Origin of the sequence: Shimia sp. R9_3 (assembly GCF_017743755.1) — a bacterium.
Taxonomy (GTDB): domain Bacteria; phylum Pseudomonadota; class Alphaproteobacteria; order Rhodobacterales; family Rhodobacteraceae; genus Shimia.
Map to the genome: position 1 here is coordinate 178,171 of NZ_JAGHRP010000007.1, position 18,043 is coordinate 196,213.

The 18,043-nt window shown below is 62.3% G+C and carries 12 protein-coding genes; 9 read left to right on the forward strand and 3 right to left on the reverse strand.

Annotation, left to right across the window (positions count from 1 at the left end; genetic code table 11):
* Window positions 1–4: 4 nt before the first annotated feature.
* From J7412_RS17395 to J7412_RS17405, 3 genes are all read right to left on the reverse strand, one after another.
* The gene (locus J7412_RS17395; protein ID WP_209079786.1) at window positions 5–1,375 is read right to left on the reverse strand and encodes an HlyD family type I secretion periplasmic adaptor subunit; all 1,371 of its coding nucleotides are present in this window, start codon (window positions 1,373–1,375) and stop codon (window positions 5–7) included.
* Window positions 1,372–3,117, reverse strand: coding sequence for a type I secretion system permease/ATPase (locus J7412_RS17400; RefSeq protein WP_209079788.1), 1,746 nt, complete (start codon window positions 3,115–3,117; stop codon window positions 1,372–1,374). Before J7412_RS17400 ends, J7412_RS17395 begins: the two co-directional genes overlap by 4 nt.
* A gap of 66 nt (window positions 3,118–3,183) precedes the next feature.
* Window positions 3,184–6,363 (reverse strand): CHRD domain-containing protein, encoded by a 3,180-nt coding sequence (locus J7412_RS17405; protein ID WP_209079790.1) that lies wholly within the window; start codon window positions 6,361–6,363, stop codon window positions 3,184–3,186.
* Window positions 6,364–6,764: 401 nt separating this feature from the next.
* On the opposite strand from J7412_RS17405, the gene J7412_RS17410 reads away from it, so the two are divergent.
* The 9 genes from J7412_RS17410 (at window position 6,765) to J7412_RS17450 (ending at window position 18,037) form a co-directional block, all read left to right on the forward strand.
* Complete coding sequence (locus J7412_RS17410; protein WP_209079792.1) at window positions 6,765–7,958, forward strand: hypothetical protein; 1,194 nt, start codon at window positions 6,765–6,767, stop codon at window positions 7,956–7,958.
* Window positions 7,959–8,169: 211 nt separating this feature from the next.
* Entirely contained in the window at window positions 8,170–9,183 is a 1,014-nt protein-coding gene (locus tag J7412_RS17415; protein ID WP_209079794.1) for a hypothetical protein, read from the forward strand.
* A 25-nt stretch (window positions 9,184–9,208) separates the two neighbouring features.
* The gene (locus J7412_RS17420; RefSeq protein WP_209079796.1) at window positions 9,209–10,891 is read left to right on the forward strand and encodes a phage tail sheath subtilisin-like domain-containing protein; all 1,683 of its coding nucleotides are present in this window, start codon (window positions 9,209–9,211) and stop codon (window positions 10,889–10,891) included.
* Window positions 10,892–10,903: 12 nt separating this feature from the next.
* Window positions 10,904–11,443 carry a hypothetical protein gene (locus tag J7412_RS17425; RefSeq protein ID WP_209065477.1) on the forward strand — a complete coding sequence of 180 codons (540 nt, stop codon included), beginning with the start codon at window positions 10,904–10,906 and terminating at the stop codon, window positions 11,441–11,443.
* A 6-nt stretch (window positions 11,444–11,449) separates the two neighbouring features.
* Window positions 11,450–11,911 carry a hypothetical protein gene (locus J7412_RS17430; RefSeq protein WP_209079798.1) on the forward strand — a complete coding sequence of 154 codons (462 nt, stop codon included), beginning with the start codon at window positions 11,450–11,452 and terminating at the stop codon, window positions 11,909–11,911.
* On the forward strand, window positions 11,908–13,128 hold the full coding sequence (locus J7412_RS17435) for a hypothetical protein (RefSeq protein WP_209079800.1): 1,221 nt from the start codon (window positions 11,908–11,910) through the stop codon (window positions 13,126–13,128). Before J7412_RS17430 ends, J7412_RS17435 begins: the two co-directional genes overlap by 4 nt.
* Before the next feature lie 11 nt (window positions 13,129–13,139).
* Entirely contained in the window at window positions 13,140–13,682 is a 543-nt protein-coding gene (locus J7412_RS17440; RefSeq protein WP_209079801.1) for a DNA circularization N-terminal domain-containing protein, read from the forward strand.
* Between the two features lie 17 nt (window positions 13,683–13,699).
* A complete protein-coding gene (locus J7412_RS17445; RefSeq protein WP_209079803.1) occupies window positions 13,700–14,119 on the forward strand; it encodes a hypothetical protein in 420 nt (139 codons plus the stop codon).
* Between the two features lie 15 nt (window positions 14,120–14,134).
* Window positions 14,135–18,037, forward strand: coding sequence for a peptidoglycan-binding protein (locus J7412_RS17450; protein WP_209079805.1), 3,903 nt, complete (start codon window positions 14,135–14,137; stop codon window positions 18,035–18,037).
* Window positions 18,038–18,043: the final 6 nt, after the last annotated feature.

The window sequence follows — 18,043 nt, forward strand, 5'->3', positions numbered from 1 at the left end:
GTGTTTACTCGATGAATGTCCGCGCGAGACGGTCACTCAGAGGTTTGGTGAGATAGCTCAACGCGGTGCGCTCGCCTGTGTTCACAAACAGATCCGCAGGCATCCCCGGCACGATCTCAAGCGCGGCAACCTCACGCGGCTGCGCCTCATCAAGCTTCACCTTGGCCACATAGTAGAACTGCCCGGTGCGCTCGTCTTCCAGACTGTCAGCGGAGATGTCGACAATCATGCCATTGGCCTCAGGAACATCACCTTGATCAAAGGCCGATAGGCGCACGCGGGAGGATTGGCCGACATGCAGTTTTTCGATGTCCCCTGTCTCCACACGCGCCTCAACCACAAGCGGTTGATCCAGCGGCACAATATCGAGGATCGGCGCACCCGGACGCACCACGCCGCCTTTGGTGAACACCGTCATTTCCACGACCCGCCCGCTGACCGGCGCGGTGATCGCCACACGATTGAACCGCTCACTGGCCCCAAGATACTGCGCCTCAAGCGTCTCAAGCTGGGCCTCAATCTGCGCGATTTCAGTGGAGGCTGTCTCCTGACGCAGCCGCTCTGTGCCGATCTGAGACAGGCGCAACTCGCTGATTTCATTGCGCGCCCGCGCCTCATCAGTGCGCAGAGCTGCCTCAACGCCATTCAGGCGCTCAATCTCGACACGGCGGGAGTTCACCCGGGTGACAGCCACCAGACCGCGATCCAGAAGGCTTTCGAGATTGACCAGCTCCTGCTGCGTGATCTCCACTTGACGGCGGTTTGACACCTGCTGCGCCTGCAACCCCTCCACCTGATCCTGAAGGCTCTCCAAGCGCTGCTCAATCAGTGCCGCTTCGGCATCACGTGAGCGCTGTTCCGCATCAAACAAGGCCTTTTGCCGCACAAATGACGCCTGCCAGACCTCGGGCTCAAGTGCCACCGGCAGCGCATTTGCCACACGCTCTTCCGCAAAAACAGGCGCGCTGTCGAGCTGTGTTTCCAACCGTGCGCGCCGTGCAGAGAGATCACCAATCTGGCTGCTCAGCACATCCAGATCCACCCCCAGATCGGTGTTGTCGAGTTCCACAAGCGTGTCACCCGCCTCCACCAGATCGCCGTCGCTGACAAAGATATTGCGCACCACACCGCCTTCGAAATGCTCAACCGTCTTGCGGTTGCCTTCCACAACAAAGGAAGCCGGGGCCACCACCGCACCGTCAAGCTGCGAGGTGCTCGCCCAATAGGCCGCGCCACCAAGGAAACCCGCCACGGTCAGGATGCCAAAGAAGACAAAGCCTCCGATCCCGATGCCCGCCGCCTTTGTTTGCACGCGGTTGTAGTCCTCAAGGCGCAGAACGCCGCCGTTGGATTGTTTTCTCAAAGCTGGGGTCATTGGTTCGCTCCTTTCTTGCTCGCTGGTGCCGCTTGGCCTTCCGCCAGCCGCAGGTTTGCCGCACGCGCCACAGAGGTCTGTTGGCGGGGGCGCAGAATGTCTTCTTTGTCGCCAAAGCCGGTTTGCGCGCCTTTGTTCAGCGTCAGTACTTTGTTGACAGCCTCAAGCGTGCTGGGGCGGTGGGTCATAACAAAGGTGATCGCGCCCCGCGCGCTTGCGCCGCGAATGGCATTGCGCAGCGCCAGCTCTCCCTGGGCATCCAGATCGGAATTGGGTTCATCCAGCACCAGCACAAAGGGATCATTGTAAAGCGCGCGCGCAAGTGCGATGCGCTGACGCTGACCGCCGGACAGATGATAGCCGTTGCCAATCTCGGTGGCGTAGCCATCCGGCAGGCTGCTGATCAGACCATGCACATCCGCCGCAATCGCCGCTTCCAACACTTTGCTGTCATCAATCGTGGTGGAAAACCGCGCGATATTGTCCCGGATGGTGCCGTCAAACAGCTGCACATCCTGTGGCAGATAGCCAATCAGCTGGCCAAGCTCTTCTGTGTCCCATTTCGCCATCGGCGTGCCATCCAGACGGATCGCCCCGCGTTGCGGCACCCAGATCCCGGCCAGCATTTTCGCCAAGGTGGATTTGCCCGATCCGCTGTGCCCGATCACCGCAACCACATCTCCGGCCGACAGGACAAAGTCGATCCCGCCAATGGTGGCATTCTGTGCCAGCGGAGGCCCCGCCTGCGCGATGGTGGCGTTCAGCGAGATCTGCGGGCGTGGCATCGCCAGCCGTTTGGCAGGCTCCGGGTAGGCTTCAGACAGGGCCCGCAGTGTTTTGTAGGAGCCACGCGCCGCCAGAAACGTGCGCCACTGCCCGATCAGCTGGTCAATCGGTGCCAGCGCACGGGCCAGCACGATGGTGCCTGCAATCATCACACCTGCAGTGGCTTGCCCGGTGATCGCCAGCGCCGCCCCAAGACCCAGCATGCCGGACTGAAGCGCCATGCGTGTGGTCTTGGAAATCACCGAAAAGCTTGCAATCCGGTCAGACACACGCGCTTTGAGCTCATGGGCCTGATGTTGCAGAGCCGTCCAGCGACGAGCGAGATCACCAGTCATACCCATTGCCTGGACGAGCTCTGCATTTTGCTCACTTGTGGTGAACAAAGCGTCGGACCTTGCACGGGCGCGGGCGGCATCCTGCATCACATCAGATGCGCGCGCGTTGTTCACAAGGGCCATAATTGTAAGGAAAATTGCACCGCCAAGACCAAGAGCGCCAAGGTAGGGATGCAGCAGAAAGAGCACGCCGATGTGCAGCGGAATCCAGGGGGCATCAAAGAAAGCCGTCAGTGTGGGGCCGGAGATGAAATCTCTCAGCCCGGTCACATCGGCCGCCGGATTGTCGCCCGCGCCTTTGCCCTGCACCCGTTTGCGCATGGCCGACTGAAGGATCGGAGCGCCCACTTTCAGCTCAAACCGCGCACCAAGGCGGCTCAGGATGCGCATACGCACCAGATCAAGCATGCCGCTGACAATAAAAACGCCACCCAGAAGGATGCTGAGCGCAATCAGCGTGTCCATATTCTGGCTGGTCAGCACCCGGTCATAGACCTGCAACATATAGAGAGGCGCGGCCAAAACGAGCAAATTCAGGATCATGCTGAAGAAGGCGACAGCCATGAAACCGCCGCGCAGGGAGCGCCATGCGGATTTAACGAAGGATTTTTTCTGAAACATTTTGGTGATCTCTTTTCAGGGTGAAGGGGATGGCAGCCTTGGCTGCCATCCCACTGTTGCGTGCGATCAGGCGATGAAGTCGTCGTCGGTCAGATCCGTGCTGAGGACCCCTTCAAGGCGCACAGAGGCGTCCGAGGAGAAGGTCAGCAGGGTGTCGTCGCCGTCCTGAGACACGGTGAGCTGAGTGGCGAAGTCCGGGCCGAAGTCGGAGAAATCCAACCGGTCCACGCCAGTCTCAAAGTCACGGATGGTGTCGTTGCCGAAGTCGCCTTCAAAGAGGAAGGTGTCCGCACCGTCACCACCGATCAGGATGTCGTCGCCACCCTCACCGTTGATCAGGTCGTCGCCGTCTTCACCCGACAGGGTGTTGGCCAGATCGGACCCGTTGATGGTGTCTCCGTCGTTGGAGCCGATCACATTCTCGATGGAACTGAGCGTGTCGGTTTCCGAGACTTCGTTGATGACATCCGCACCGGACACACCTGTCGGCGAGTTGGCGTCGATCGTGGCGCCTGCGTCCACCAGCGTGTCCTGCGCGATTGGGCCGTTCTGACCGGCAGGCGCATTGTGCAGGTGGATTGCCGAAACAACGCCTGGCACAGGTGTCTGCAGATCCGCTTCGTTCAGGCCGGTCACGGTTAGCTCGGAGGAGTAAACCACCTCACCGGTTTCCGGGTTCTGCACGATGGTCAGCGTCGCTGTACCCGTCGCTTCACTGTCAGATGTCGGACCAGGTTCCTGGGAGGCATCCAGCTCGGCACGCAGGGTGATGACCCGTGCGTTGTGGCTGTCCATCACATCACTAACCACTTCAAACTGCCCGCGAATTTCGCCTGCTGGGAAATCGGAGGTGTGAATGTTGTAGTAGAGATTGCCAGCCAGCGCTTCAGACACAAAGCCAGCACCGTCGTTGATGTTTGGCGTCGGCTGCAGCGAAGCCCCCACGGTCACATTCTGCACTGAAACGGAGAAGCCTGTCTCACGGGTGGCTGTGCCAGTGCCGCTGGAGCCAAGATCCACTTTCACCGCCACATCTTGATCGGAGAAGTCAACGGTATCGCTGCCTGCACCACCTTCGATGAAGTCGTTGCCCAGACCGCCAACAATCACATTGTCGCCGTCACCAGCAATCAGAACGTCGTTGCCGGCACCGCCGTCAATCACGCCGTCGATCTGGCCAAGGTTGACCACGATGTCTTCGCCTGCACCCAGCAGCACGTTGCCATCTACCACGCCGTCATCATCGTTCACAAAGGTCACAGAGCCCGCATCACGCGCATCAATCGCGTTTACAGAACCGGTGATCTGACCTTCGTTGACAATCGCGCCAAGGATGTTCAGGCCGCCGTCCACACGGATACCCGCTGCTGCGTCGCTGTCCTCAGAGCCCGCGATCACGCCGGAGTTCTGCACCAGACCGGCAAAGCTTGCGTCTTCCTGATTGCTGAACAGACGCAGACCGTCACCAACGGTGTTGCCTTCGGTTGCATCGCCGCGACCTTGCAGGATGCCTTCGTTTACAACCGCTGCAGAAACCACATCACCCGCTTCGTCACCTGTCTGAAGAGACACGGCAGAGCCGTTGTTGCCCGCACCTGCGTCCACAAGACCGGTGTTGGTGAAGGTGTAGTTGTCTGCGGTGCCATCGGCATAGACGGTCCCGTTGCGCTGATCGCCGGTGCCGAGGATTGCGCCGGAGTTGGTCACTTCCAGACCTTCGCCATCGATGTTCAATGCACGGCTGTCAGAGGACACCACGCCGGAGTTCACAAACGAGCCACCAGAGTGATCGCCGGTGCCAAAGTACACACCGTTCTGCACACCTGCGACAGTGCCGGAGTTGGTGAACGTGCCTTGGAAGTTCACACCGTTGACAAAGCGCACACCGGCAACCGTGCCATTTGCGCCTTCAGACAGGATCGAGCCGCTGTTGGTGATCGTGGCATCTGTGGTGCCTTGGTTGCCAGGATTGCCAACCCGCACACCGTCACCTGCCAGACCTGTTCCGGCACTGGCATTGCCACGGCCTTGGATGGTTCCGGCGTTGTTCAATGTGAAGGTGTTTGCACCGTCTTCTGCGCCACCGATCTCTGCGCCAAAGCCAGAGCCTTGGTTGCCTTCGCCTGCATCAATCGTGCCGTTCACGAGGTTGGAAACGGAGAAGTCATCGGCTGTGCCATCGGCATAGACCGTGCCGTTGCGCTGATCGCCGGTGCCCTGAATGGTGCCTGCGTTCAGCAGGTCGACGCCGGAGCCGTCGATGTTCACCGCGCGGCTGTCAGATTGGATGGTGCCAAAGTTCAGCACATCCAGATCATGCTCGGCTTCACCGATATAAAGACCATTGCGCACGCCTTCGATCACACCGGTGGAGGTGTTCAGAATACGCCCCTCAGCCGCCAGACCATCCGCCACGCGGATACCGGCGGCAGTGCCTTGGTTGCTTTCAGAGGAAATCAGGCCGCTGTTGGTGATGTCCGTGTCAGACACCGCGCCTTCGGCCCCATTGTTCAGACGGATACCATCGCCTGCGCCACCTGTGTCAGAGGCCGCCTGACCGCGCCCTTGGATGGTTGCGCCAAAGCCGTTGAAGACAGTGTTGGAAACCGTGTCACCGGCTTCATCGCCAACCTGGAAGGAGATACCGGCACCGCTGTTCTCTGCGCCTGCGTCAATGGTTGCGCCGGTGAAGTTGGAAATGCTGACGTCTTCGGCGGTGGCATTGGTGTAGATGGTGCCGTTGCGCTGATCGCCGGTACCAACGATGTCACCAAAGTTGCGCACACTGATGCCCTGGCCTTCGATTTCGACCGCGCGGCTGTCAGAGGAGATGACGCCGCCGCTGAAGTTGTCGAGCGAGCCGGAGCTGTTTGCGCCGGAGAATTCCACACCGTTCAGCTCACCTGCGATGCTGCCGAAGTTGCGGATATCCGCGCTGGAACCGTCGGTCACTTCGACGCCGGTTGCCACATCACCATTGGCTTCAATGCTGCCGGTGCGGAAGTTGAAGACCTGCACGTCTTCGGCGTCTACAGACACGGCGGATGGCGCGTCATTGGTTTCGATTTCACCAAAGTTCAGCAACCGTGCGAGGTCGTTGTTCAGAACAAAGGCAGGGGTGTTGTCGACCACAGTGTTTTGGAAAAAGCCGTTGATCAGAGTCTGTCCGTCACGGACGGTTTCTTGGGCCAGTGACGAAGACATCATCAATCTGGCGCGCAAGCTGGCAAGAATCTCGGAAAGCATAAAAGAACTCCGCGTTGACTATGTTGAGTGCGGAGATCAAAGCCCTGACGTGGCCTCCCCGCTGACAACAGCAAGCGCCCAAGACAGTTAGACTTTGAAATTCTTCGTTCGAATGGTGGCCATAACCCTGAGAAATACTCACGCATCCCGTGAGAGTCCCGCAAAGGCGTTATCATATTTTTCAAGGGCTTAGATGCTCGGAATGCAAATTGAGAAACTGTTCATTGGTGCCAATTCACAAAAAGGTCAGCCAAGGTGATCAGAAAACCGGTCTCAAAATCGCGGATAGGACAAGGCTGTTGCCGTGATTGATCCCCGCCTTTGACACGACTCAGGATCACCGCACTTTCGCGCCGCCCGCAGCCATGTCACACTCAGAGTCTGACATGAGGGACACCCCAATGCCCCTATCGCTCGACCAAACCACACAGACGCAGCAGAAACTCACCATGACGCCGCAGATGCGGCAGATCGTTGAGTGTCTGTCGATGGACGGCGCTTCCACCGCCCGCCAAATACGCCAGTTCGGGCTGACAAACCCAAGCGTCGCACCAGCAGCGCAAGTAGAACAGATCGCGCAGACCAGCGGCCTCTATGAACACGCCGCCCTGTGGATCAACGCCCATTTTAAGGCAGAGGAACGCGCCATTGCGCTGCAGTTTTTGGATGCGCTGGAACCTTGGGGCTGGCTCAGTGAAAGCCTTGAGCGCATCTGCGCCACCGCGAGGGTGAGCATCACCACCGGCTCCGCCGTGCTTGCGCGGCTGCAAGCCATCGAACCTGCAGGTCTGTTTGCCCGCTCCCTGACCGAGTGCCTCGCCCTTCAGGTCAAAGCCGCAGGAGACACCGACCCGATTGTCGCACAACTTCTGCACCATCTGCCGGAAGTGCAGCACAAGACCACCAAACAGCTGGCCGCCCTCTGTGGCTGCAGCGACGAAGACATCGAATGCGGTCTCAAGAATCTGCGCAGCTACGATCCCAAACCCGGCCTGCAATTCGCAACCGCCCCGCCACCGCCCACCCGCGTTCCAGACCTGCTGCTCCGACGTCAGCAGGGCCTTTGGTCTGTCAGCCTCCATCCGGACTCTGCCACGCACCTCAAGCGTCTGCCGTCAATTGACCCACAGGCACAACGAGACGCCGACCGTTTTGAAAACGCGCTCTCCGCCCGCAATGCCACCTTGCTGGCCATGGCCAAGCGGTTGGTTGCGCTGCAACAGACCCATCTCACCTCCAAGACGCCCAAGACCCCGATCACCATGTGCGCCCTCGCAACCGATGTGGCCCGCCACAAAAGCACGCTCAGCCGGGTCTTTCAGTGGGCCACGGTGGAGATCGACGCTGAGGTTCTCCCCCTCCGCCACCTGCTTGGCCCGAAACTGCGCGGCCATGCGCTGTCACCTCAGGCTTTGATGCACCGCATCACGCAGCTGGTGTCTGATGAAGACAGCGCCCATCCGCTGAGCGACACCCAGCTTGCCGAGGCTCTGGCCTCTGAGGGCATGACGATCCCGCTCCGCACCATCGCGAAATACCGCGCGCAGGCGAACATCCCCGCGGCGCGCGCGCGCAGGCAAAACCGCTCTCATTAAAATCAAGCGTCGCCGCATAAACAGCGCCCCCGATGTGCGGCCCGTGGGTCATTTCCGACCCGACCCGCCTCTGCTGTCTGAAGCTTTCCCATTGATTTCAGACCACTGACGCCAAAATGCGCGCTGGCACGAAAGTTGCATAGAAGCAGGTAAGCGCGCTTGCCGCGCATGGATTTTAGAAAACCAATTTTCAACAGAGGAGCGCGGGCATATGCCGCCGCTGCCACTTGATGACGCCATCAACGAAGTGCTCAACGTCCATTTGAGCCCGTTTCTGCCCGTCGCACCGGGTGGTCTTCCCAACAACACCGTCCAGATTTTTGAAGCCAAGCGGCGCGGGGTCGGCCTTGGCGATCGCCGTGGGTCAGACACGCGCTTTGGCGTCACCGTCTCTGCCCTGCGCGGGATACAGCTGGACGGGGTGGCGCGGTTTGAACTCTGGGACACCACCCCCGATGCCGTGAACACCTCCATTGATGCGGTGCAGGCCAATGTTCTGGGGGCCGCCGCAAGCCTGCGCAGCATGGGGTTTCTGCGCCTCGCGCTTGGCGACAGCGCCCCGGCCGAACATGTCTCTGCGCTCAATGCATGGCGGCGCACGGCGGAGCTGCCTTTCCTCTATGAATACCGCGCGCGGGATTCTGATGACGCAGACAGCTTCATCGTGCGCATTCCCAACCGCGCCGATCTGGAAGAGCGCGACGGGCCCAACAGCAGCCTTGAGATCCTTTCCGGCGCAATGCAGCGCTGGGACAATGAGCGCGCGCCCTCTCTGATCCTGCGGCCAAACGGCGGGGCGCGTGCCCTGCGCCTCAGTGGTCTGGACGCCATGGCCTTTCTCAACGGCATTCCAGGCGGCGCCGTCACGCTCGAACGCGGGGTGTCCGGTGCCACCGGCGCGCCGATTCTGCACGCCACGCTCGACAGTTTTCTCAGCGCCATCGCTGACGGTCCCAGCCCGCAATTGCAGGCCATTGTCACCTTGCCCAGCACAGCCGCGTTTCTTGCCGCGCTGGGTCCCGCCGGAGCGCCTTTTGAGCTTGGCGACTGGGACACCAACCTCATCCGCGACCTCTATGTGCCTCATAGCCGCAGCTTTGACACCCCGGTCACCCTGCGCTCGGGCCGCGATTTTCTTGCCATCCGTCATGACGCGCCGGCCTTCGCAGCTCCGGCCGTACTCTACCTCCGCCTGCAGGCGGATCACCTTCGAGCCGGCCGTTAGGAGCCGGTCAAATCAGGAGTAAGCCATGGAACAGATCTTACCCGGCGTGTCGATTGCCGTCCGCCCAGAAGGCCTGATCACTCCGGGCGTTGTATCCATCAGCGCCATCGGAATGGTCGGGACAGCCAACAAAGGGCCGGTCAACACGCCGGTGCTCATTGGCTCCCCCGCAGCCGCCCGCGAGGTGTTCGGCGACGCCGATGAAATCGTGACGCCCGGGCAGGAGCTCACGCTGATCCGCGCCATTGATCTCGCCTATGACCACGGCGCGCGCGACATCTGGGCCGTGCGCATTGCAGGCGCGACTGCAGCCGCAGATTTTCTCATCGCCTCAGCGGGCGGAGACTGCTGCCGCCTAACCGCCGCGACCCCCGGCTCCTGGGCCAATACCATGGAAATCAACATCTCCGCCGCAGAGGAAAGCGCGGTTGTGAGTGGGGAAGAAATCGCAGGTACCGGCGCGGTTGGTTTGCAACTCGCCCACACCACCATTGCCGAAAGCGTGCGCAACAGCGTGTCTGTCCTCGCGGCAGGTGCCTCAACGCCCACCACGCCCGCCGTTGTCCACGGAGCCACCGGCACCCCGGCAGCAGGCCAAGTGGAAATTGACCCCGCAAGCGGCGCTCTGGTCTTTGCCGCTGGCGAAGCCCCCGCCGTCGGCGACACCGTGACAGTCACCTATGTTGTCCCAGCGGCCGACAGCGCTAAGATCACCCTGCGCACCGAAGCCTTGGAAGAGGTCTTTACCGCGGCAAGCGGCGCGCATCTCGTCGATCTGGTCAATCAGGCCACTGGCGGCTCGGATCTGGTGGACGGCACCGCGCTCGCAAACGCAACGGAGCTGCCCACCGCCTTTGCCGATGCCTTCACCTTTGAAACCTTCGGCGCTGGCACCAACACCACCGGCACCGACGGGGCCACAGGTGGCAACTACACAGACGGCTTTGAACAGCTGGCCAACGAACCGGCCTTCATCATTGTCGCCGCCGGACAGGACAACTCGGGCACCATCGGGGCGGACCTTTCCGCCCATGTGGCCGCAGCCAGCTCTGATGCCAACAAACGCGAGCGCATCGGGGTGATCGGCTCCCCGCCGGGGGCCTCCCTCAATGACATCCTGGATCACACGCTGAACTCAGATCGCATCGTCTTTGTCGCGCCCGGTGTCACCGTGTCTGACGTGGTGACCGGAGATGCGGTGACCCTTTCCGGCGGCTATGCGGCGGCCTGCGTTGCAGGGATGATCTCCGGCGCGCCGGTCAACCGCAGCCTCACCAATAAGGTGCTGAATGTCGCAGGGCTGGAAGATGTCTTCACCCAGGCCGAGCTGCGCCAGATGGTGCAAAACCGCGTGCTTGCGCTGGAAAGCCGCCTCGGCTTCCGCACGGTGAAAGGCATCACCACCTCCACCAACACCGCCTGGCACCAAATCACCACCCGGCGCATCGTGGACAAAGCGAAAATCGGCGTGCGTTCGGCGGCCAACCCCTACATCGGTCTGCTCAACAACGAGCGCGTCCGCGAAGCCATGCGCTCCACGATCAATTCCTTCCTCGCAGAGATGGTGCTGGACGAAGAGCTGGTGAGCTACGAGCTCGACGTGTCCGCCACCCGCGACGACGAAATCCGCGGCATCGCCCGCGTCACCATCGTCCTGCGCCCCACGTTCAGCATCGACTTCATCAAAGTCACGATGTTCCTCGAATAGGAGACCAGATAAATGGCCAACACCAATGTTTTTACGGGGGCGGATGCCACGCTCACCCTTGCGCCGCTGGACACCCCGCCGGGCGTCGACGCCGAGTCGATCATCGCGCGCTATGAAATCGCCACCGCTGTGGGCCGGGTGACCGGCGTCAAATTCACCGTCGACACCGACTTGCGTTCTTTTCACGAAATCGGCTTTCGCCATGTAACCTCGCTGCATGAGGGCAACATCAACATCTGTGGCGAATGCGACCGCGCCTATATCAACGGCGCGCTGCTCGGCCTGCTGATGGGGCGCAAATCCTTTCTGGACAACAACGCCCGCACCTTTCAGCCCGAATTCAACATGACGCTGCAGCTCAATGACCCTGCGGTCGAAGGCCAAGCGCGGCTCACCCTGAATGGCGTGAAATTCCAGACCTGGTCCTTTGCCCTGCCCGAAGACGACATCGTCATGGAAAAAGTCAGCTTCCGCGCCAAGAGCATCGACATCGCCGACTTTGACGATGACAGCGGCGTCTCGGCTGGCCCGGCCTTCGTGGATCAGGAGTAATCTGCCATGACGCTCACCAGCGAAGCGCTTCTGGCCGGGGCTTCGGCAACGCATCTGCATGATCTCCCTGCCGACCTGATCAAAGGCGAGGGCGGGGAGCAGCAGGTGGAGCTGCGCCCCCTGTCGGTGAAAGACCTGCAACTGATCGCCCGCGCCGCCAAGGAGGATGAAAACCTTTCCGCCGCGCTGATGATCCAGCAGGCGCTGGTGGCACCCGCGTTGTCTCTGGATGAGGTGCGACAGCTTCCGGCGGGGCTGGCCCGCCATCTGGTGGAGGAGGTCAACCGCATCAGCGGCATTGATCTGCCCCGCGACGCGCTGGAGGAAATGGTGCAGGCGCCCTTGGCCAAAGCCTGCTTTGTTCTGGCCCGAGAATTTGGTTGGACACCCGAAGAGGTCAGCGGCCTCACCATAGGGCAAATCCTGCTCTATCTTGAAATGGGACGGCGGGAGGCGGCAGAAGCATGACCCGCGCCTTCGCCTCCGCTGCCCCCCAACGCCTGCGCCAAGCCGCTTTGGCCGCCGCTGGATCAGTGCCCAAGCTCGCGCCTCAGCGCGTGCGCAAGATGCAGGCCACCGCGCGCCGCGTGTCGGCGTCGGGCGCGGACCTCAAATGGCTCTCAACCTGCGCCGAGCTGTCTGATCGCAAGGCCATGGAGCGCAGTTTGACCCGTTGGGAAACCTCAGAACCGGAACGCAAACCTGCCCCCAAGGAAACGCCATCTTACAAGCAAACCCCAGCGCAGAAGTTAGCGGCAAAGCAGAAACGCCAAGCGCCAGCATGGCATCACCCGCCAGCAGACACTCGCCCCAGACCTGAGGCACCCCGCTATGAAACTGCCAAAACACTGCCAACACGCCTCTCCGGCGGCCCGCTCAGGCTGCATGCAGGCTCCGACCCCGAAGATCTTGGTAAAGGCCCAGCCACTCCGCGTCCCAAACCTGCCGCGCAGCCCCTTACGGCAAAGCCTGCCAGCCCTCTGCCCACCGCGCTGAGTTACCCTTGGGCAAAGACAACAGCGCAAGACCTTGCTCCCCGCCCCCACACTGCGGCATCAAAACACCCGCGCGCCCTCCCCGTCTCATCCGGCCAACCGTCCAAAACACCTTGGCAATCCCTGCTCTCCGGGCCGCAGGCGTCAAACACCACCATCTGCGCGCTCACATCCCGCGACGCACAGCCGTCAAAAGCATCGCAAAACGACACGGTGACGCCTCCGCAGCGCGCGCCAAAAGATCCCCAAAGCGCGCAAGCCCCAAAGCCTGCAGGAAAACACTCCCCATCCGCCTTTGCCCAATCCACAACGCAGCCCAAGCCTGCAAATGCCGCGCCGCTCTCTCCGCCCGCACGCGCTTCAAACAGCCCCGATCCAGTGCAGCTTCACCGCGAACCGATCCACGGCACAGATCCGCTAGAGCGCGAAACCCTGTCCCGCCCGCCGCATGCCACCCCGGTGCCCCTGCCCGCGCAGCCCGATCTTGATCCGCCATTTGCCGAAATCCTGCCGCCATCCGACCGCGCCCATCTCACCCGCTTTCAAGAGGCCGTCACCGATGAGCCGCAAACCGAACTGCCAGACCGCTCCAAGCCACGCGCCACCGCAGGCTTTGACCGCGAGGCGCTGACCGACGCGCTGGCGCTCATCCTGCGGGACGAAGCCCGCCGCCACGGCATTGATGTGTGAGGAGCCCGCCCATGCGCCCGATGCTTGACGATATCCCGCTCCCACAGGTTCAGACCCTGAAGTTGCGCGACATCCGCGCCCTTGCCGAACACCGCGCCCCGGGGATGGACGGCAGCTATTGTCAGAACATGGGCCGCCACGCGACCTCGATCCTTGTGGCCGGTGTGGCCAGCGGGCGCGATGCGAAAGACACCCTCGCAAAACTCACTGCAACCTTTGACGCCGGCGCACCTGTGAGCTTCATCTCCGACATCGTTGCGGATGCGGAAATCGAAAACGTCCTCATCGACGATTTCCGCCTGCGCGAAGTGGCGGGAAAACCCGACCGTTACGCCTACGCGCTGGTGCTGCGCGAGTATCAGGAACCGGTGGAACCGGAGGCCGTGGGCCTTCTGGACAATGACATCCTCAGCGAAGCGCAAAGCCTCACCGATGACCTGATCGACGGCCTCGATCTGCTGCCGGAATTTGACACCGGGCTTGAGCGCTTTGTGGAACCGCTCACCGGTCTGCTGACCCGCCTGCAAGCCCTCAACAACACCTCCAACGCCTGACAAAGGAGATCGATGCCATGGCCGATAATCTCTTCGAAGACCTCAAAGAGGTCCTGCAAGATTTTAAGGATTTTCTCGATGACAAAGTGGGCGTGATCCAGCCCGCCGTGGCCGCCCTGCGCGCCATCATTCCCGATCAGATCGACAATCTGCTCAACAAGCTGATCGAGCTGATGAACCTGCTCAAATCCGAGGTTGAGAAACTCGACGTTTCCACCATCCCCGGTCTCGCCGAAGCGGCGGAATTCACCGATCAGGTCAAAGGTTTTGTCAACTCCGCCAAAGCCCTGCTGCCGGACAACGCCGATGACTTTGACGCCATCACCGATGTGGCCGATGTGGTCGGTGGCCTGCCCTCCATTGACGAGGTGAAAGGCGAAATCCTGTCCCTGATCGACGCCATCGTCGGCCATCTCAACGCGCTGAAAAACGCATAATCCGGGGAGGCTGTCGTGAACCGTCCAATCCGTCCCATGCTTGGCGAGATTGAACTTGCACAGGTCCAGCTTGTGCAGGTGGACGAAGATCAGATTTTGACACGGCACGACATCCCCGCACTGGAAGGTGATTTCTTTCAAAGGCTTGGGCGCGCCGGCACCGCCATTGAACTCACCGGCGTGCAAAGCGGCCCGGACGCCCGCGAAGGTCTCACCAAACTGCGTGACGCCTATCGCGCCGTCGCGCCGCTGACCTTTGCCGCCGATATTGTCACCGCAACCACGCTGGATGACGTGCTGATCGAGCATTTTGAGATCAGCGAACACGCAGGCCTGCCCGACGCTTTTGAATACCGCCTGCTGCTGCGCGAATGCCCCCCGGCGCCAGCCCCCGATCCGCAAGAGCCACCGGAGCCGCCCGAGCCGCCTGAGGTCACAGAGGATGAAGGCGTGCTGGTGGTGAATGTCATCAAAGAGGGTGATCCCGCCTTTGCCGCTAAAAACACCACCGTGCTGGCCGCAGGCACCCTGCAGGACGGCAGCGATTTCCCCGAAACCGCCCTCTCCGGCCAAACAGACACCCGCTGGACCGAAGATCCCTTCCCCGCCGGAGAATTCACCCTGCGCGCCACAGCGACAGGCGCAGCGGCGGATGGCAGCGATCTCAGCGGATCGGCAACAGCCACCGTGCGCGCAGGCGCCACCACCGAGGTCACCATTGTCCTGCGCGATGCCGCCGCCATCGCCAAACGGTTCCTTGTGCATTTCCGGTTTGACAGCGCCTTTGTCGAGCCTTGCCTCAAGCAGGTCCTGAAACAGGTCGCCGATCACGCCAGCGCCCACCCGGACGAGAAAATGCTGGTGGTGGGCCACACCGATCTGGTCGGCACAAAAGAGTATAATCAGGCGCTCTCAGAACGGCGCGCGCGCAGCGTCTTTGCCGCCCTGCGCTATGGCAATGACCCAGTAGGCGCCGTTGCCGAGTGGAACGCGCTGCGACAGGCCCGCACCACCAATCTGCACGACAATTGGGGCACACGCGAATACCAACAGATGCTGCAGGATCGGGATTTTTACAATGGCCGCATCGACGGCGATCACGGCCCGATGACAGATGCCGCCGTGCGCCACTTCCAAGCGGCCAACGGCCTGCCCGAAACCGGCACCATGAACGGCGCGACATGGCCTCTCCTGATCGACGCCTATCTTGCTGCCCAAGCCCTGTCTGTGCCAGACGACCGCCTCCTGCCCAACTGCCCCGGTGAAGGGCTGAAGTGGCTTGGCTGCGGGGAGCTTGACCCGCTGCGCAATGTCACCTTCGCATGGCGCCCCAACCGGCGCACCGAGGTGCTGTTCACCCGCGCCACCGAGCTCCCCGCCGACATCGACACGCCGGTCACATTTGCCCTCCCCGCGCCCGGCGCGGTTGGCAGCGACTGGTGCCTGAATGAAAGCAGCGGCTCCGCCCGAAGCTGCTTTGTCGCCCCCAATGTGAAAAGCAAACGCCATGAAACCTGCCCCGGCACCTTGCCGCGCGGCCCGGCCTTCACCCGCGAGCCGATTGAGCCGACGCCCCAGTTCAAGGTGCAAGGCTCCATACGCTTTGAAGACGGCACCCCCTACACCGGCACCTATTTCATCACCGCCCCTGATGGCGAGTACATGGCTGGCGAGCGTGAGAAAACCTCAGGCAGTGCCCGCGCCGGAACCCCCAAAACCAAAACACCCGCGCCCGATGGCAGCTTCTCTTATGACACCCCGCTGAAGACACCCGGCATTTTCATTCTGGAGCTGGAGGCCGACGTGATTGCCCGCCCCTCCGGTGCACCGATCACAGAGGCCAAAGGCCCGGTGGTTTGCAAACGGCTTGCCGGGCCGCAAGACCGGTTTGATGTGGTCATCACCGACCGCAGCGTGGCGGACACCCGCCCCACGCTCACCGGACCGGACGCTGTGGTTGTCGCCCGCACCCACAGCACGCCCGCGCGCGCCCCCCTGACGCTGGGCGCAAATCAGGCGTTTGCGGGCACTGGCACGCTGACGCTGACCAACGGCACAGATCGCCTGCGCGTCTTTGATGCGGCCGCGGGTGGCACCGAGCTCACCTTTGATGGCACCGACAATATCTTCACCTCAGATCAGCTCACCGCCGGGGTCACCCTATTTTGCGAAGGCGGCCCCAATCCCAGCGCAACGGCTGGGGATGTTACGGCTACTCTGCAGCTCACCGTGGGCGGCACCGCTGGCCTGTCGGTCTCCCATCAGATGACGGTGGTGCGCCTCACTCTGGATGTGGCCCTCTCCCGCCCCGTCGGCGGCGGCGACGCTCCTGACATGAGCGCGGCAGACCGGATCGCCATCGGTCGCTTCACACAGGTTGCGGACCCGACCTTCAGCCACGAACGCACGCTTCTGCGGGTCCAGCCACCGGAGCCTGCGGATTTCACCGGCGATCTGGCGCTGGCCCCCATCGGCCCGCGCGCTGCGCTCTTTGCCAGCGAACAACCCGCGGCAAGTCAGGCGGCGCTGGCCAATCCGCATGTGATCCCGGTGGCCAGCATCCCCGCCACCGGTCTTGCGCTTTTTGCAGAAGGTCTGGATCACAGCGCCGCCGTGCGCGACAGCGGCTTCATGCTTGGCCTGTCAGGTGGCGAGCCAGATGGCGACCGCGCCCCGATGACCATGGTGCGCATCGACGCCGCCCCGGACAACCTGCCCGCCACCGCTGCCGTCACCGCCTCGCGCTTCGGGGTCTGGGATCAGGCCTATAATGGCGCGGGGGAATTTGTCGCTGACATCATCGCCGCTGACGAGCGGCGCCTGCATTACCGCGTGCGCGACGCCGGCGCAGGCGCTGGCCCGATCACCGTCACCTGGCGCAGCCTGCTGGCGGATCAGGCCACCGATGACGACGCCCCCGCTTCACAAGTGCTCACCCTGCCGGCAACCGCAGCGGGCAGCGGGCATTTCATCTCAAACGGCGTCATGCTGGTGACCGACGACACCGACGCCGCTGTCGCAGTCCCCAGCGGCCTGCCAGCGCAGCCCGGACTGGCGGAGCCACGCGCACGGGGACAGAGCGATCACCGCCTGCGCCGTGCGCGCATCGACGGCTTTGTGCGCACCGAATACAGCCCCGCCGCGCAACCGGGCACCCGCCTTGGCATCACCCTGCCGGTCTTCCCGCGCAATCCAGATGAGCGCCGCCGCATTTCTGTGCGCGTGATCCGCTACACCTCCGCCACCTATGCGCCGGTGACAGATCAACGCATCGCCGATCAATTTGCCGAGGCCAACCGGCGCTGGAACGCCGTGGGCGTGCAAATCGACGCGCAGGCCACCGTGGATCGCGCCATCCCCGCCGCCGCGCTGGATGGAGGGGGCGACTACGGCGGGCAGGCCAACAACGCCTTTGAGCAAGCCGCGCTGCGCGATTTGATCCCGATCACCCCCGACAACACGCTCACCGTGGTCTTCACCAGCGTCGCCGGATCAAACGCCTATGCCACCGTGGCCAACCGCGCCCCCATCCCCAATCCTCCCGGCGCAAACCTGACGCTGGATGCGCGCTTCTTTGTCTTCATTGACAACACTCTGGACGTGCAGGACGTCACCTTGGGCCATGAGATGCACCACATCTTCTTCAACCGCTTTGACGGGGCCGCGAACGACGCTTTCTTTGCCTTTAACACCAATCCCGGCACCGCCGTTGGGGCGGCGCGCGGCATCGCGCTGCCGGATGCCCGCATCTATCGCCGCATCCAGAACCAGCACAGCGCCGACCCCGACAATGACCCCAACAACGACAACATCCTGAACTGGGTGCGCCGCACCCGCACCGCCCGCCAACCCGCTCAGGCCGGTCCCGGCCCCGCCCCTGACGCCACCACCGGCAACACGCTGGTTGGACCGTTTTAAGGACCC